Annotated in this window: 13 protein-coding genes, 1 tRNA gene and 2 pseudogenes; 3 read left to right on the forward strand and 13 right to left on the reverse strand. The window is 57.3% G+C overall.

Annotated elements, in window-relative coordinates; translation table 11 throughout:
- Positions 1–102: 102 nt before the first annotated feature.
- Together IFT76_RS13805 and IFT76_RS13810 are read left to right on the forward strand one after the other, a co-directional pair.
- The gene (locus IFT76_RS13805) at positions 103–2,523 is read left to right on the forward strand and encodes a TonB-dependent siderophore receptor (RefSeq protein ID WP_192058887.1); all 2,421 of its coding nucleotides are present in this window, start codon (positions 103–105) and stop codon (positions 2,521–2,523) included.
- Between the two features lie 184 nt (positions 2,524–2,707).
- Complete coding sequence (locus tag IFT76_RS13810; RefSeq protein WP_192058889.1) at positions 2,708–3,622, forward strand: alpha/beta hydrolase; 915 nt, start codon at positions 2,708–2,710, stop codon at positions 3,620–3,622.
- A gap of 169 nt (positions 3,623–3,791) precedes the next feature.
- On the opposite strand, the pseudogene IFT76_RS13815 reads toward IFT76_RS13810, so the two are convergent.
- Positions 3,792–4,502: pseudogene (locus IFT76_RS13815) on the reverse strand (IS256 family transposase); the annotation flags it as partial.
- Between the two features lie 64 nt (positions 4,503–4,566).
- Here IFT76_RS13815 and IFT76_RS13820 point away from each other — a divergent pair.
- A protein-coding gene (locus IFT76_RS13820; protein ID WP_192058891.1) for an IS3 family transposase occupies positions 4,567–5,729 on the forward strand; the annotation gives its coding sequence in 2 pieces (ribosomal slippage) (positions 4,567–4,819 and positions 4,819–5,729; 1,164 coding nt in all).
- A gap of 300 nt (positions 5,730–6,029) precedes the next feature.
- Here IFT76_RS13820 and IFT76_RS20855 read toward each other — a convergent pair.
- From IFT76_RS20855 to IFT76_RS13875, 12 genes and pseudogenes are all read right to left on the reverse strand, one after another.
- Positions 6,030–6,371, reverse strand: a complete 342-nt coding sequence (locus IFT76_RS20855) for a DUF6527 family protein (protein ID WP_342365579.1) — start codon at positions 6,369–6,371, stop codon at positions 6,030–6,032.
- Positions 6,368–7,750 (reverse strand): ThiF family adenylyltransferase, encoded by a 1,383-nt coding sequence (locus IFT76_RS13825; protein WP_192058893.1) that lies wholly within the window; start codon positions 7,748–7,750, stop codon positions 6,368–6,370. Before IFT76_RS13825 ends, IFT76_RS20855 begins: the two co-directional genes overlap by 4 nt.
- Entirely contained in the window at positions 7,747–8,838 is a 1,092-nt protein-coding gene (locus IFT76_RS13830) for a multiubiquitin domain-containing protein (RefSeq protein WP_192058895.1), read from the reverse strand. The genes IFT76_RS13825 and IFT76_RS13830 overlap by 4 nt, the downstream gene beginning before the upstream one ends.
- A gap of 208 nt (positions 8,839–9,046) precedes the next feature.
- On the reverse strand, positions 9,047–9,403 hold the full coding sequence (locus IFT76_RS13835; RefSeq protein ID WP_192058897.1) for a YegP family protein: 357 nt from the start codon (positions 9,401–9,403) through the stop codon (positions 9,047–9,049).
- 113 nt (positions 9,404–9,516) lie between these two features.
- Entirely contained in the window at positions 9,517–10,077 is a 561-nt protein-coding gene (locus tag IFT76_RS13840) for a winged helix-turn-helix domain-containing protein (protein WP_192058899.1), read from the reverse strand.
- A 43-nt stretch (positions 10,078–10,120) separates the two neighbouring features.
- Positions 10,121–11,230 carry a hypothetical protein gene (locus IFT76_RS13845; RefSeq protein ID WP_020299880.1) on the reverse strand — a complete coding sequence of 370 codons (1,110 nt, stop codon included), beginning with the start codon at positions 11,228–11,230 and terminating at the stop codon, positions 10,121–10,123.
- Positions 11,231–11,501: 271 nt separating this feature from the next.
- Positions 11,502–12,176 (reverse strand): annotated as a pseudogene (locus tag IFT76_RS13850) (integrase domain-containing protein); the annotation flags it as partial.
- A gap of 1,380 nt (positions 12,177–13,556) precedes the next feature.
- Positions 13,557–13,632, reverse strand: a tRNA-Thr gene (locus IFT76_RS13855).
- A 290-nt stretch (positions 13,633–13,922) separates the two neighbouring features.
- Positions 13,923–15,125 (reverse strand): methyltransferase, encoded by a 1,203-nt coding sequence (locus IFT76_RS13860; protein ID WP_342365580.1) that lies wholly within the window; start codon positions 15,123–15,125, stop codon positions 13,923–13,925.
- Positions 15,110–15,799 (reverse strand): ABC transporter permease, encoded by a 690-nt coding sequence (locus IFT76_RS13865; protein ID WP_122480575.1) that lies wholly within the window; start codon positions 15,797–15,799, stop codon positions 15,110–15,112. Before IFT76_RS13865 ends, IFT76_RS13860 begins: the two co-directional genes overlap by 16 nt.
- Positions 15,796–16,491, reverse strand: a complete 696-nt coding sequence (locus IFT76_RS13870; RefSeq protein ID WP_122714457.1) for an ABC transporter permease — start codon at positions 16,489–16,491, stop codon at positions 15,796–15,798. Before IFT76_RS13870 ends, IFT76_RS13865 begins: the two co-directional genes overlap by 4 nt.
- 56 nt (positions 16,492–16,547) lie before the next feature.
- Positions 16,548–17,297: an ABC transporter substrate-binding protein gene (locus IFT76_RS13875; RefSeq protein WP_122480573.1), complete on the reverse strand. Its 750-nt coding sequence runs from the start codon at positions 17,295–17,297 to the stop codon at positions 16,548–16,550.
- Positions 17,298–17,299 lie beyond the last annotated feature (2 nt).

Genomic DNA, 17,299 nt, shown 5'->3' on the forward strand with positions numbered 1-17,299 from the left:
AGGAAATAATTCACGCAGCCTCAAGGAATTGCCTGCGCTCATGCGTCTTAGCCTGACTGATTGGTATTCGCATTTTCGCGCACTTCCTGGGGTACGACCGCAATGGCAAGGCAACTCAACCATGAATCCAGCATCGACAGCCGCTGGCAGCGCAACGCACTGGGCACCGCATTGGCGTGCACACTGCTCGTCGGCGCACTTCAGGCTCATGGCGCGCAGGTTCATTCGGCGGCGACGTCCGTAGAGCGGCTGTCACTCAATATTTCCGCGCAGCCCCTGCGTCAGGCCTTGCTCCAGTTCAGCCAGCAGTCCGGCCAGAACGTGCTGCTGGACGGCAACCTGGACAGTGCCCTGCGCAGCACTGCCGTAGACGGCCGCTACTCGTCGGAAGAGGCACTGACGAAGTTGTTGCAGGGCAGTGGCTACACCTTCGCCCGAACCGATGCCATGACCGTTTACCTGGTCCCGGTGCAGAACACGCAGGCCAGCAGCGAAATCCTGCTGGCGCCCACGCAGATCCAGTATCAAACCTCCGGCGACGTCAGCCCAACCCGCGGTTACCGGGCAAACCCGGTGTCCAGCACCACTCGCCTGGGCCTGAGCGACAAGGAAACCCCGCAAGCGATCACCGTGATTACGCGCGAGCAGATGGACGATTTCCAGCTCAATAGCGTGAAGGACGCGCTGCGCAACGCACCGTCGGTGACCGTGGAACAGTTCGAAACCGATCGCACCGCCTTTACCTCACGTGGTTTCAAGATCGAAAACTTCGAGTTCGACGGCATGAGCCTGCCGTTCTCCGGTGGCGTATTGGTCGGCGATCAGGACATGACCGAGTTCGAGCAGGTCGACGTGCTGCACGGCGCCAACGGCTTGATGAGCGGCACCGGCGATCCGTCTGCCACGGTCAACCTGGTGCGCAAACGCCCCACGGACACGTTCCAGGCGCGGGTCGACAGCAGCGTGGGCTCGTGGGACAACCGCCGCTTGAGCTTTGACGTGTCGGGACCTCTCAGCGAAAGCGGAAACGTTCGCGGCCGCTTCATCACCTCCCATGACAAAGGCAACTCCTACCTCGATCAGTACGGCCATGAGGTCAACGTCGCGGCAGGTCTGCTGGCTTTCGACCTGTCCGATGCCGACACCCTCACCGTAGGCTTCACCCAGCAGAACAGCTACTCCAATGGCAGCACCTGGGGCGCCTTGCCCATCGCCGACTACCAGGGCAACCGCATTCACTACAGCAGCCGCAGCTCCAGTGTCGGCCAGCCCTGGACTCACTGGGACGTGCACACCCAGCGCGCCTTCGCCGAGCTGACCCACGCGTTCGACAATGGCTGGACCAGCACCCTGACCCTGGCCGGAATGAAGCAGGATTCCGACACCAAGATGTTCTACGCCATCCCCGCCACCGCGGACCAGGTGTACGGCTACATCAACCGTACCACCAGCAAGGAAGAGCAAGTCACCGCCGAAGCGAAACTGTCCGGACCCTTCGCGCTGTTCGGCAGGGAACATGAACTGACCCTGGGCGCCAACTACGGCCGCACCCACCACGATGAGATCGGCCATTACAGAGACTCAACCGGCAACCAAATGGTGAGCCTGGCCGACGCGCTGTCCGGCAACGTCGTGCAACCGCCGCTGAACTACACCGACGACCTCAATACCCAGCTGTTCACCGACCGACAAAAGAGCCTGTTCGCCGGCGCGCGCTTCAGCGTCATCGACGACCTGCACTGGATTGCCGGCGCGCGCATGCTCAGCGCCGACGGCGATGGCGCCGGCTACGGATCGCCTCACGACACACGGGTGCACGGCAAAGTGACCCCGTACACCGGCCTGGTCTACGACCTCACCCCACAGTGGAGCCTGTACACCAGCTGGACGAAAATCTTCAAACCGCAATACCTGCGCAGCACCAGCGGCGGCTTGATCCTTCCGCTCGAAGGCAAAAGCCTGGAAGTGGGTGTCAAAGGCCTCGTGCTCGACGAGCGACTCACCCTCACCGCTGCCGCGTTCAAAACCGATCAGCAAAACGTCGCCGAACTCACCGGCGAAATCGTCGGTGGCCAGTACCTGTACCGCGGCACCAACGTCAAAAGCCATGGCTTCGAACTGGGCGCGTCGGGCGAAGCGCTACCCGGCCTGGACATAGCGGGCGGCTACACCTTTGTGCAGATCGAAGACGACAACGGCGACGACACCCGCAAGTACATCCCCACCCACACCCTGCGCGGCAGCCTGACCTACCGCCTGCCCGAGATGCCCAGCGTCAAGGTGGGCACCCGTTTCCAATGGCAGAGTGCAACCGAGGTGGATACCAACAGCAACGTGCGCCAAGAGGCTTACGCGTTGGTGGACTTGATGGCCAGCTACGACATCGACGACAACTGGAGCACCTCGCTGAACCTCAACAACGTCACCGATCGCAAGTACTTGCTGTCGCTGTATCAATCGTCCGGGTCGACCAACTACGGCGCGCCGCGCAATTTGACGGCTTCGGTGACGTGGAAGTATTGAGCGGGCTTGTTTCGGCCGGATGGGCACAGGTTAGCGTGAGCTGATAGTGAGTCGTCGATCATGAATGCTTGAAAAATATGCGGAGCTCAGTGCGGTCGGTCGAAAGTGAGATAGCTTTCCTGAAGCACCCAACAAGATACTAGGGTGCGTCAGAAATTCTCGTCCACCGACTGAGTGAGCTTTCATGAATCGCCGCAATTTCATCCTGGGCGCCAGCTCTGCCATGCTGATGTTGAAACTGGCCGCCGCTCAGGCCAATGATCCACCGGCCAACAGCGAAACAGTCGAGCTGTGGAGCGGCGCACCGCCAGGCGGAGGCGGACCGTCGGGAGACAACTCGCTCACATCCCATGGCTCTCTGAGCAACGTCACCCGCCCTTACCTGCAGATATTCAAGCCCGCCATACCCAATGGAAAAGCCGTGATCGTCGCTGCCGGTGGGGGCTATAAACGAATCGAACTCGGCATCGAGGGATGGCCCTTGGCGCAGTGGCTGACCGAGCGCGGTTATACCGCCTATGTGCTGGCCTACCGCTTGCCGAGCGAAGGCTGGAACGCCGGCAACATCGTCGCGCTGCAAGATGCACAGCGTGCGCTGCGCATCGTTCGCAGCCGGGAAAAGCATGTGACCCTGCTGGGCTTTTCAGCCGGTGGGCATCTGATGGGCATGACCGTAACGCTTGGCGATTCTCAGACGTATGCCGCGCAGGACAGCATCGATTCGATACCCGCCGTCGCTGAGGGGGCGGCGTTGATCTATCCACCCATTACGTTGGAGCGGCCTTATACGTATACCTCGACTCACAAGGTATTGGTGGGGGCAGATGCTTCCGCGGCAGAAGAGGCTAAGTGGTCTGTGCAGAACCGCGTGACTGGCAGCACACCCCCTGAATTCTTGGTGCAGGCGGAAGATGACTCGGTGGTTGATCCGCACAATACGCTGATCATGGCTGCGGCCTGTGAGCAGCGCGGGGTGGCTGTGGAGATGCATCGGTATGCGACAGGGGGGCATGGGTTTGGGTTGGGGAGGAGGGGGACGGCGAGTGGGGAGTGGCCGGGGAGGTATGAGGCGTGGTTGGGGAGGTTGGGGGTGGGGTGAGGAAGGATGGTTGAGGTGAGCCCCAAGTTTGATCGGCTCATCACATGCTTGTATGTGCACAATATGAGGCGGGACTGTCAGATTTTTTGTGTGCGGGACGTTAACGGCGGGACTGTCAGATTTTTTGTGTGCGGGACGTTAACGGCCTGCCGCCAGGCAGGCCGTGCTTTTACCAGGTCGGCCTGATAAATCGATCTCCGTACAAAATCGCGAATTGATTCATCGCACTCTTCCAATCATGGGCCGCTGAGCCCCAGTTTGCCGTGATGTTGCGTAGCCCAAGCCAGATCAGTTTCGTCGCCGCATCATCGGTCGGGAAGTGGCCGCGGGTCTTGATGATCTTGCGCAGCTGAGCGTTGATGCTCTCGATGGCGTTGGTCGTGTAGATCACTTTTCGGATCGCTGGCGGGAAAACAAAGAACGGAATCACTCGATCCCAAGCCCGACGCCAAGCCGCCACTACTGTTGGATACTGCTTGCCCCATGGCCCGTTTTCAAACGCATCGAGGGCTTGCTCAGCCGCTTCGGCGGTGACCGCCTGATAGATCGGTTTGAGCGCCTTCGCCAGTTCGCGACGTTTATCCCAAGCCGCGTAATCAAGGCTGTTGCGGATCAGATGAACGATACAGGTCTGCAATGTCGTATCCGGGAACACGGCTCCAAGGGCTTCTGGCATGCCTTTGAGGCCATCGGTGACGGCAATTAGTACGTCTTCGACGCCGCGTGTCTTGAGGTCGTTAAAAACCTTCATCCAGAACTTCGCGCCTTCGGTATTTTCTATCCAGATGCCGAGGATATCGCGCGTTCCGTCGGGCAAAACGCCTAAGGCCAAGTAGATCGCCTTGTTGCGAACTAGCCCTTCTTCACGGATCTTGACCCGTGTAGTGGTCTAATGAAACCGGACACCCATTTAGGCGAGAATGCTCGCCACAGAGAGGTGTCTGATGACCAAGCGACGTCGTACCTTTACCCCTGAGTTCAAGCGCGAGGCGGCCTGCCTGGTGCTCGACCAAGGCTACAGCCATACCGAAGCAGCCCGTTCGCTTGGGCTGGTTGAGTCGGCTTTGCGTCGTTGGGTGAACCAGCTCCAGCAGGAGCGTGGCGGTGTTACTCCGACCAGCAAAGCCCTGACGCCTGAGCAGCAAAAAATCCAGGAACTCGAAGCCCGTATCAATCGGCTAGAACGGGAAAAATCGATCTTAAAAAAGGCCACCGCGCTCTTGATGGCCGAGGAACACGAGCGTTCGCGTTAATCGATCAACTTCGGGCTCAAGAGCCGATTGATCTGTTGTGCTCGGTATTTGAAGTAACCCGATCGTGCTACTACGCGTACTGCCGGAAACGTCGGTATCCAGATGCCGAACGGGTGGTTTTGCGCAGCCGCGTGAACGAGCTGTTTACGCAAAGCCGAAGCGCTGCGGGCAGCAGGAGCATCATGCTGATGATGAAAGAGGACGGCATGCAGATCGGGCGATTCAAGGTACGTAGGTTGATGCGCGAGATGAACTTGATCAGCAAACAGCCGGGCTCCCATGCCTACAAAAAAGCGACCGTGGAGCGACCTGATATCCCGAACGTGCTTGATCGAGGGTTCAGCGTGGCGTCCCCCGACAAGGTTTGGTGCGGTGACATCACGTACGTTTGGGCCGAAGGTCGGTGGCACTATCTAGCGGCGGTAATCGATCTTTATGCGCGCCGGGTTGTGGGCTGGGCGTTCTCAGCCAAGCCCGACGCCGACCTGGTGATCAAAGCGCTGGACATGGCCTATGAGCAGCGTGGCCGGCCTCAAAATGTGCTGTTTCATAGCGATCAAGGCAGTCAATACGGCAGCCGGAGTTTCCGCCAGAGACTATGGCGATACCGCTTCACACAGAGCATGAGTCGTCGTGGTAACTGCCATGATAATGCGCCGATGGAACGGCTATTTCGCAGCCTGAAAACTGAATGGATACCGACGGTGGGCTACATGAGCGCTTCGCTAGCGCAACAGGATATCGGACGGTTCCTGATGGACCGGTACAACTGGCGGCGACCGCATCAGTTCAACGAAGGGCTAGCGCCTGGGGTCGCTGAGGAAAAACTCAATTCAGTGTCCGGGATCAGTTGACCACTACACAGCACATTTACCAAGTTCGAATTTTCTCCTCTGAGATAGGTCGCCATCTGAAATGTTTTCGTGATGGGGAACAGGAAAAAACTCGGATTCGCGCCACGTGTCGTCAGTGAAAGCTCGTAGTCTCCTCGCATGGAAAATAAGCAGTCAAACTCCACTGCCCCGGTTTTGAACCTGAATTTTTGGATGTCCAGGTTTTGGGCTTGCATGCTTTTACCCAGTTTTTCCAAGCCGCTCATGTGTATGGTCATGGTCTAACCTCGTCCATTCGTTAGTTTTTACTCGTGAGGGCGATCACACCCATTTGATGCGGCCGTCTTTGACCCAGAAATGAGACCGGCAACCATTGTTCAACCATACGGACGGATGAAGGGACGGCTGGCCAGCTGGATTCAACGTGTAACTCCAGCGAGGATTGGCCTCCTTAATCACAAGCAGTTCAATGGTTCGGCCGCAGCCACATGGGCATCGAAAACCGATGCACCAGTCTTCTCTGCCGTCCCTGGCAAGTACGAGCGAGCGAATTGGCATCTTGACCGGAAGAGAATCTCCCTTGACGACGATCAGTCTTCGAGGAGGAAGGTATTGCTCAAGCCAGAGCAGTGTGTTGGCTAGCAGATTTCGGAAGAAGGTCATGGCCGTAATCCGAGGTCAGGCAGCCCCAGAAGGGGTTCTTTCCCTCCTTGCGCCAGTTTAGGGTTAGGCGCTTTTCTGAATGAGTCCTCGTGTTCGAAGTCCTCCAGGCACCCAGACAGCGTGAAATTTGTCTGGGCATATTTGGAGTTGTGTTCTTCGCGAAACGGGAACGCCCGGGCAATGAACTCGTTCACGCAAGCACTGGCTGCTCGCATGTTCAGCGTGATCACAGAAGGGGCTTCCTCCTGAACACCGGAGATGTAGCCATGCTCCACTTGATCACGATGTGCGTCGGGGTTAGTGCTCCGCAGTGCCTCAGCGTAGAGCGATTCTGGGGTGTAGATTTTACGGTCGGCCAGTGTGGCGCCGCCTGGCTTGACGTAGTCAATTCGCCCCTGAACGTCGTGAATTGCTCTTCCATCTGACTCGGTGGGACGGGTAGGAATTTTTACCCCTACGTCGAACAATGGCGTTAGGAAGCTTGATGCCATCAGATCACAGATCATCCGGCCTTGGTGCGTATCGACGCAGCAAAAAATGACATCAGCGTTAACAACCGCTAAAACAGCTTCGCGCGAGAGCACCGAGTTGTTAATTGGCTCGGCGACGTTGGGGCCACGGATCCGCTCGATGGCCTCTGCAAACATCTCAACTTTAGGGCGTTTTGACTGAGCATCGGCGATAGTCGAGTTGAGGATACGATTGAGGTTTTTCTCTTCAACATGGTCATGATCAACCAGGATGACTTTGCCAAACCCCAAGCGGGTCACTTGCTCCGCGACGATCGAGCCGGTGCCTGAGACCCCAATCACTGCGACCGTCAGTCGCTGGAGTGCGTGGGTCATCTGCGAAGTAAATGCCATAGGAGGCGTCAGGTGCTCTTCCGCGTCGATCGACCAGAAAAGGATCGTGTCTCCGGGGACCGTGACCAGCTCAATGTCTTCGCACGTTTGGTCAGGATGATAAATGCGCGCGCGCATAGCTCCGCACGGCACCATGATGGCCGAGCCGTGAATGGACTCCACCCCCTGAGCTAGCGAAACCATAGTGCTGGCATCGCTCGCATCGTCGACCCAAGAAAACTCGTACAAACCGCCAGGATGGGAGTGGACCAAAATGATTGAGCGCGCCCCCACGAGCGCTCTATCGATGGCGTCCTCTAGGTACTTGCCTGGCCAGGTGAGTGAGTCAGGAGTACGGACTGAGCACTCCTTGTGCGGTACCAAAATCAGCTCTTGGCTGAGAAGTTTCAGGTTGCTGCCAGGCGAGCGAGTGCAAATGAGGATGGCTGCGGCTTCCTTACCGTCGCCCGGGAACAGGTGTTCCCGAAGCGAGGTATGGATCTCGTCCGTCAGCACCAGACGAGAATGGGCTTTCACAGGCCTACCTCCTTCATGAGGCAACCGTCTGCCATCGCGAGTTGGGTGGTGATGTTATCCGTTGCCGGATTCCAAGCCCGGTGACGCGACCAGCCTTGGAACGTGACGCCATCGATGTGGCCCACCATTTGGGTCTGAGCGATCTCTGCCCCGTTCGCCAGTCGCACTGCTGGATGGACGTAGAACATGTCGAGCATGGCGGCTGGATAGCCAGCCGGCACGTTCAGTGCCAGCTGAACCACTGCGTGGGAGTAACCAGAAGGAAGTTGGTAGTCGTTGATCACCAGCCAGCGACCACCGTCAGTGTTCAAGCGGGTTTCCCATTGATGGCCCGCCGCGTTCAGATACTGCTCGTCCTGTGGCAGCAGACTGAACTCACGGCGTGGTACCTGCGGGACCTCGCCGTTACTCACGTCCTTTTGAGTCAACCGAAGCTTCTCGATACCTGGGGCGCGCAGATCGATCACGTCATTGATGGTGAGCTCCTTCTTCGGCTGGTCACTGACCATGAGGAAGATCTGCCAGGCCTGGTTCGTGTCGAGTTTGGCTTTGATCATGGCCTCACGAACGCTCACCGTGTGCGTCTCGAACTCGTAAACCACACCCTGGACATTCAGCTTCCAGATGGCTTTACGGGTGATGAAGCGCTCGACCCCCGGCTCGTCCAAGTCAACGAACTCGTTGTTCTCGATATCTTTGTCAGCTTCGTCTTCACGTTCGAGCAGCAGCCGCTTGTTGTCTGCGATGTCTGCCAGGATGCGGATGGTTTGACCGGAGATATGGTGACATGGCCATTCAAATCGGGCGCCATCCACGGTCAGAAGGTATTTCCGATCCGACTCGACCACGATGAAACGGTTCAGGCCATCAGTGATCTTGGCGATCTCGTCCGGGCGAATGTCTTCGAGAGCCCCCGAGGGCAGCAGTTGGAGGATGACCGGCAATTGATCAGGCGTGAAGCCTGCCGCCGCCGCAATTTGCGCTCCAGTGGGAGTGCGATCTTCCAGATGAACCGGACGGAATTGCAGGTCATCGCCAGCAATTTGAACGGTGATATGGTGTTGATGATGCTGATTTTCAGTGTTCATATTTCAGTATTTCCTTTGAATTCCGCGCATAGCGGCTTCGGGTCGCCGAGGGGCGATCCAGTTCATTGCCGTAGCTGAGAAGCTCTGCAGTCGATGCTTGACTGATGTGCGGAACATGGGAATACTGTTGTTCGCTTGAAGCATTCCACTCCACCGTACGGCGATTGCACTCGCTTTCCGGTATCTCATCTACGAAGTTTTTCTTCGGTCAGGTGGCTTTACATTTTTCCTCTCCTTCTTCGCTGTAGTTGATGATTTGCGCTGTCGGCGCATATTTCTTAACTGCTGAAATCACTGCGTCCCGATCATTAGCGGTGGCTTGCTTGCCTCCGTGGCCGATGATCCTGTTGTTGGACGACCTCAAGCTAAATGAATGCTCCCCTGTCTCGCTCCTGCTGTAGAACCGGTCGAATGGAGAGTGCTCACGACAGGACTCCATTCCCTTACCGCAGCTTGCCCGACTGGTGTACACGATGCTGGAGAGGATCACCATTCCTTTGGGGTCTTTGAGCTGAAAGCGCATTTCGCCTTTTTTCGACTCGTGAATCTCGTAGTGCGCTTTCATGCGGGGTCCTCCTGGTCACCGTACCCGTCTCGATCAATTATCCGGTTTAACCAGAATCCAAAAAAAGGAGACATGCCAAGAGCATACCTCTTTTTCTCGATAAAGCAACCCCTTTAAGCAGAATTTCCAATCACGTGGTAGACGAACTCTTTCCCGCCGCTTTCAGCGGTCATCTCAGCTCTCACCAAGAAGCCGTCCTCGGATAGGCGTTTGAGGCGGGTGCTAGCGTTCTGAACGCTCATATCTAGAGCTTGGGCGATTTGGACAGTGGTCGCTGAGCGCTTTTGGGTAACGGCGTCCAGAAGGGCTCTGCTGGACTCGGATGGCTTAGGGCCGACGAAGAAGCATTTGTTGCTGGTCCAGCACGTAACTATGTAGTCACCTGATAAAGCTGCACCATTTAGATTATCGATTATGTCTTCATCTGCAATATCTCTAACGAAAAACGCTATCTGTTTAGCGTATCGTTTAAAAGCGTAGATTAAACATTCACGGAGAAAGGAAACATCAGCGCCTTCAATTCTCTTGAGGGATATACCAATTGTTTTTGATTTTATCGTTGAGTCAATAAAATCAATTAATTGAGCATGAGCCTTCCTACCCCTAGCTGTGCCGTAGGGGTTGCTTCCGTCCGTGAAATCCCGAAGGTCTATAATGCTAATATTCTCGTTCATGTCTTTAGTTTAACCAGAAATATCTTAAATGTCAAGAGTGAATTTAAATGTCAAGGGTAAATTCGAAGACAACATGTGTTCCCGAAAGTTTCGGTAAGTCTAAGGACCACTCATGACCATAAAGGCTCTGATTTTTGAAAGTAAGCGCTACAGAAAAATTTTGCTGCCTAATTTTAATCGTAGCATTCAACTTCTCCGCTTGATATTGGCTAGCATTCAAGCCGGCACCCCTGCCTTTGCCCAGTCTGCTCAGACCTCTATATCTCATCGCATGAATAATCAACATAGGGTCCGAGATTTTTTGCGAGCCTGGGAACTGGTTGGCTATCTCAGGAAAATGCACATCAAGCGCAGGGCGTAGTGTCGCGCAGATACCTTTGCCTGAATCCGAAATCACCGCCACTAGGCACGTTGAACCGTTACGTCTGTAGCTTTGTAGCCCAGCAAACCCAGGTATTTGGGTGTCTGAGTGTTCCTCTACATTGCCCACAAACTCGCTGACGAGGGTAAACAGCTTATTGGCATGTTGCTCGCCAAACGCCTCGACGAAGCTGTGCTTGATACTCTCAGGTACGCTCTCATTCGCTAGGTTATCGCTGCTGCTAGGCTTGATCTCTAGCAGCTCTACCAATCCAGCATTGTTGGCTTTGTACTGTTGGGCTGCCGAGGTGGGCGGTCGGCGAGGAAGAACTTTAACCGCCCGATCCAGCCGATCGATAAAGCCCGATCGATTCAAGTAAGAGAGCGTCGATTTGTTCTCTGTGAAATCAATCTCAACTGTTTTTTTTGAAAAAATGAGTTGATTGGCAAGCGCTAGGATTCGCGCGGCTGCACAAAGAAGAACTTTTCGTTCCTTCTGAATTTTTAATACTACATGCCCATGAATAGCATCTAGCGGTGATCCGGACTTTAAGAGTGACTTCTCAAAGTGTTCTTGGGTTATCCATGTCCCTGTAGATGTGAACTCCAAAACAAAACTTGCATCCTTCTTTAGCTGCCATACAAAATTATCATCCTGGACAAAAACATCTAGATGGTCGTATAAGCATTTAGTTACCTCTTTCCGGTCGCACTCCAGAGCTTTCGCAATATCGCGAGCTTTCAGTCCTGGGTTTCCTTTGAGTAGCTGGGCAATCCTTTTCCGCATCGGCATTGGAGGTATCACTTAAATATTAAAGCAGTTATATAATTTCCTTGAGGTTCAGATTATTTGGAATAATTTGACCTTCTCGATCGCCGGTGATTCTGTGGCGGTGGTAAAAATTATACAGCTACACGGGTGGAAGCAAAATGCCATCCAGCGGTTTTACGCTTTCCTCCAGGTTTGCGGAAGCGGGCTGCCGGGCCCTCTCGCGGGTCACCCACGTCATGGGTATTTACTGTATGTGCATACAGTATTTTTTGGCAAGCCTTGCTTTGCGTGCTTGCTGAGCTAAGCAAGGCACTGCTTGCAAGCTCGGGGGTACCGTAATCCAACGAGGTGCTGACGCGCCTGAACGGCCACCTGTGGTGCCGTCCTGGATGTTGATCTTGCCGAATTGCTTGGCTTCCCGTTTTAGACGCGGAAGGTCGGCCAAAATCGCCTCGCGTAAACGCATACCGGTGGCTCGCGCTAACTGAGCGATGGCCGCGGCGCGCGCCTGCTGGTTTTCGCAGAGCACCTCTACGATCCGCTTCACCTGTTCGCGGTCTTGGCCTTGCGGCACTGAACGACGAACACTGGTGCGGCGCATTCCCAGCGCCTTGCTCGGGCCTGGCACTTTCACATACTGATCACCGCGAAGCGCGGCCATGGTCCGCTTCACACTGGACAACCGGTTTTGCGCAGTGGCGATGGCCAACTCACCTTGTTCAACTTGTTGGCGCAGATGCTCGGCGTAGTCCAGCAAGGTCTGCCAATTAATCTGCCGCGCATCGTTAAACATCGGCCCTTCCTCCGACCGACACCAGCGTACAAACGCCTGCCAGCGATCACTGTGCGCCTTGACTGTGCCGTAATGCCCGCCGCCAAACAGATCGCGCAACGCCTGTGGCCCGGCATAACTCAATTGCCGGCCATAGCCAAAATTCCGCCCATCCCGTCTGCCTACCAATGCCATGATCAATCTCCTCTCGAAGCCAAAACCTTTGAAACCTTCCCCACGTCATCCCGCCACGAATGTTGAGTGTTATCAGGGATCAAGGCCCCTGCGACCTGTGAGGGTTGTCCACTAACGCGGGACTGGCGGCTCTTTACGACCGGGAGCTTGGGCATCTCATGATCTGGCCTCCTGAACACTTCCGAAGAAGTGGGCGGGTGGAGGCTGCGCTGGCTGACGAGACCGACGCCGCGAGATCCTGAGTCAGGTGAAAGCAGTGATGCGATGACCGGGGCGTGCCTGACTGTCAGTCAGGTGCAGTCCATTCCCTGGGCTGCGGCACCATCATCTGCATCGCTGTTGCCGGTGACTTCGGTGTTTGTCACGCCGATTGTCACGAGGGGGAATGCCGCAAAGCCTTGTACGAGTTCGGCTGCAGCAGCGGTAGGAGCGCCCGTCTCTTTCCGGAAGAAAGAGATGGGCGCAGGTTGGCGCAATGAAATGGCCAAGCGAATAGGTTGCTGCAGGGCAGCTATGAAAGGGGTGAGTTGCCGCAGTGGGCATACTGGTAAAGGTAGGCATCCATCACATCGCTGTGACTGTGCGAGCCGCCGGACGCTGATCGCACTTCGGGAGAACCACCACGATGTGGCGTAGCCTTAAAGGTTCTGGCCACCTGGGTTGCTGTCAACGATAGCGCTTTGCCCGATCTTTTCTACGCCTGTGGATAATTCGAGACAAGGCTCGAATCTATATAAGCTTTGCGGCTATGGATGAAATCGTCCACAGGTGGAAATTTATGGCTTTCCGCAGACAGTTCCGTGAGGTTTAGTTTTTTTAAGTGAAGTCCATCCAAACAGAGCTTTTTTGCAGCTCTGTTTGGATGGATCCGCATGGACAAGCCGATCATCGAGATATGAAGACCGAGCGCTTACTCAGTTGCGCCACGTTTTGCTTTAAGGCGAGTGACGTTCGCTCCGGTCTGGTTTCGCGAACTCAAGGGGAGTGACATGCTCCTACTGGCTGGCCTCCAGGTACCGGCTCCGCGAGTTCATGATCAGCCTGCGCTTCCCAATGTTCTCCCAGATGCCGTGCTTGAGGTCGAACTCGTTCAAGTGTGCGAAACGCAATTTGATGGAGCACACGAACATGTAATGCCATGGTGCGCTCTCGTGGGCTCTAGTGAGGATTGTGGTCGCAGTTGTAGGTGCGCAGCGTTTGCGTGCCGGTGGGAAGGGAATATTTGATAGGGGTTTAGAGCGCTGGTGACCGAACCGACGCCTTCGCGGCCACTGGCCGCTCCTACAGGGGCTGTGCGCATAGGGTGAACAGCGGCCAGACGCCCACAAAAACCACAAACAAAAAAGGCCCACCTTGCGGTGAGCCTTTCTCGTCAAACTATGGTGCCGGCACCAGGAATCGAACCCGGGACCTACTGATTACAAGTCAGTTGCTCTACCATCTGAGCTATACCGGCAAGTGAGGGCGCTGATTATAGCCATTCGATCGGCCGAGTAAACCCCCCTGCGGCATAATTTCTTCGCCTTTAGCTCTTAACCCTCCAGTGCTTATGCACATTTGGCGTGCCAACCCCAGCAACCGCTCGGCGTTTAGGTCGGTTTGATGACATCGTTCGCAAGCTACTGTTTTCGCAGGCGAAACGGACATGAACGAAAAATGACTGATCATCAGTCTGGCGTTCAAACGCAGACTCGATGCGCCGTGCGACATTTCTACCCACAGAGTTATCCACAGGTTACGCACGCTTCAGAGCCGGTTGGCGATGATCATCAGATTGCGTGGGGTCAGGGTTTCCGGGCAGAAGGTGCCGACCTGTGCGGTGTACTGGCGCTCTTGCAGGTACAGGGCGCGGTCGAGCACCAGCCACAGTTCCAACGGCTTGCGAAACAGGCCGCGTAGCAGTTCCAGGTTGCGGACTTGGGCAAGTCGTTGCCAGCCGCGTGCTTCAAGCTCAACGAAGTCCACGCCATGCCGGATAGGCACGCTCTGCAGCGCTGCCAGCTCGTGGCAGTAGTCGGCGAAGGGTTTGTCCAGCCAGGCGGCGGGCAGGGAGGGGCAGGGCAGGTAGTGGTCGATGCCGCGTTGTTCGCGCTGCAGCAGGTCGAAGGCCAGGCGGCGGGCCATGGAGTGGTCGCGTTGGCGGCGCACGCGGGCGCCGGCGGTGACGGTGGCTTCGAGGGGCAGGCCGAGGTCTTCGAGGGTCAGGGAGAGCGCCGAGGGTTCGGCGCACAGTTGGCGATAGGCGCCATGGGTGCGGTTGTAGCAACAGGGTGCGAAGGCCAGGTGTTGGCAGCCTGCCTGGGTGGCGCGGTGCATGAGCTGGACGTGCAGGTCGCCGCAGGCGTGCAGGGCGACGGGTGTGCTAAAGGCTGGCAGGCGCAGGTCGTCGGCCATGACGTCTTGCAGTTGGTGCTGGGTGGGCAAGACGTGATGGGCGCTGAGCTGGGCGCCGCTGGCCACCAGTGCCGGGTCGTGTTCCAGGCAGGTGAGTTGCTGGCCGTCGCGCAGCAGTCGGCGGCCGAGGTGGCCTTTGCCGGCGCACCAGTCCAGCCAGTGGCTGGCGGACGCTGCGAAGGGCAGGGCGGCGGCGAAGGCTTCGATCTGTTGCCATTTGCGGCCGGGTACATCGACGTTGAGGCGGTGGCGCGCAGTGGGCAAAAAATTGGTCGGCAGCGGACCTACCGCGGCCAGCGCATGCGCCTGCTGGGCTAAGGCAGGAAAGGGCGCCGGAGCGTCCAGGTCCAGCAGCGAGTTATGCACAGCCTCGGCTTCGGCCAGGGTGCGGGCGCGCAGCCAAGTGGCAAGCTCAGGATGTTTCGCTTCCCAAGCTAAGGCCAATTGAGTGAAAGGCTTGGGCCGCCACAGGTCGACGTGGGCAGCCAGAAAGGCGTCCAGTGCGTGAAAGCGTTCACGCAGCTGGTCGCCTTGCAGGGTCAGCGGCCCTGGCACGCGTCCACGCGCAGCCAGCGCTCGAGCAGTTTGAAGCCCTGCACCAGCACGAACGACATGGCCAGGTAGAACATGCCAGCGGCGAAGAAGATTTCCACCGGCAGGTAGGTGCGCGCGATGATCGTGCGGGCCATGCCGGTGAGTTCCAGCAGGGTGACGGTGCTGGCCAGCGAGCTGGCCTTGAGCATCAGGATCACTTCATTGCTGTAGGCCGGCAGGCCGATGCGTGCGGCGCGTGGCAGCATGATGTGCAGCAGGGCTTTGCTGCGGGACATGCCGAGGGCTCGAGCGGCTTCGATTTCGCCCTTGGGTATGGCTTGCAGCGCCCCGCGCAGGATTTCTGCGATATAGGCGGCGGTGTGCAGGGTCATGGTCCCGGCGGCGCACCAGAACGGGCTGCGCAGGTACGGCCACAGGCTGCTCTCGCGCACCGCGTCGAACTGCGCCAGCCCGTAGTACACCAGAAACAGCTGCACCAGCAGCGGGGTGCCGCGAAAGAAGAAGATGTAGGCGTACGGCAGGCCGCTGATGTACCACTTCTTCGAGGTGCGGGCGATGCCCAGCGGGATCGCCAGGATAAGCCCGGCGAGTACCGCGATGGCCACCAACTCGAGGGTCAGGGTGGCGCCTTGCATCAGGCGCGGCAGCCACTTGATGATCACTTCCCAGTTCATTGCGAGGCCCTCGCGAAGCCGCGCGAGGCGCGTTTCTCCATGAAGTGCAGGGCAACCATGGCGACCACGGTGAGGCTCAGGTACATCAGGGCGGCAACCATATAGAAGGTGAACGGTTGTTTGCTGACGGTGACGGCGTTCTGCGCGTTGCGCATGATCTCTTCCAGGCTGATGACGGATACCAGTGCGGTGTCCTTCATCAGAATCAGAAACAGATTACCTAGCCCCGGCAGGGCGATGCGCCACATCTGCGGCAGCACCAGGCGAATGAAGATGCGCGACGTGCTCAGGCCCAGGGCCAGGCCGGCTTCGCGGTGGCCTTTGGGAATGGCCAGGATGGCGCCGCGGAACACCTCCGTGGCGTAGGCGCCGAAGCACAGGCCCAAGGCGATGACGCCGGCGGCGAAGGGGCTGAGTTCCAGGCTGCCGACACCCAGCGCCAGGCCGATGCTGCGCAGGCCGTTGACGGTGCCAAAGTAGATCAGCAGCACCCACAGCAGTTCAGGGATGCCGCGCACCAGCGTCGAGTAGAAACCGCCGAGCCATTGCAGGGGGCGGTTGCCGGAGGTTTTCGCTAGGGCACCGGCGAGGCCCAGCAGCAGCCCCAGGCACAGAGCGCTGAGGGCCAGTTTGACGGTCATCAGCGCGCCTGCGGCAAGCGCAGGGCCGAAGCCATAGAGATCGATGTTCATGGGCAGGCTTGTTCAGGGGCGGGCATCGGCCGTGTAGGCCAACGCCCGCCGGGCTGTCAGAGGATGCTGAAAGGGAAGTACTTGTCGTTGATCTTCTTGTAGGTACCGTCGGCAATGATTTCCTGCAGCGCGGCATTCAGCTTGTCGCGCAGGGCATCGCCCTTGCGCACGGCAATGCCGATCTTGTCGCTTTGCTCGACCGCGTCACCCTTGAACTCGAAATTTTTGCCGGCGTCGCTCTTGAGCCAATCGTAGCTGGCGTACTTGTCGGCCAGGATGGCGTCGAGGCGGCCGCTGCTCAGGTCGAGAAAGGCGTTTTCAGAGGTGTCGTACAGCTTGAGGTCGACATCCATGCCGTACTTGTCTTCCAGCCAGGTGCCGGATAGGGTCGCGCGCTGGGCGCCGATGACTTTGCCCTTGAGGCTGTCGCCGTCGGTCTTGAAGTCATCGCCCTTCTTGGCAATGAACTGCAGCTTGTTGCTGTAGTAGGGGTTGGTGAAGTCGACCACTTCCGAGCGCTCGGGGGTGATCGACATCGACGACACCAGGAAGTCGAACTTCTGCGACTGCAGTGCGGGAATGATGCCGTCCCAGTCGGAGGTGACAATTTCGCACTCTACTTCCATCTTGGCGCACAGGGCTTTGCCGATGTCGACGTCGAAGCCCACGACCTGGCCGCTGGTGTCCTTGTTGTTGAACGGTGGGTAGGCCGCTTCCACGCCCATTTTCAGTTTTTCGGCAGCCATGGCGGCGCCGTTGACCAGCAGTGTGGCGGCAACCGCCAGGAAGATTTTCTTCATGCTCATAT

The sequence above is a fragment of the Pseudomonas sp. CFBP 13727 genome (assembly GCF_014841915.1).
Classification (GTDB): Bacteria; Pseudomonadota; Gammaproteobacteria; order Pseudomonadales; family Pseudomonadaceae; genus Aquipseudomonas; species Aquipseudomonas baltica.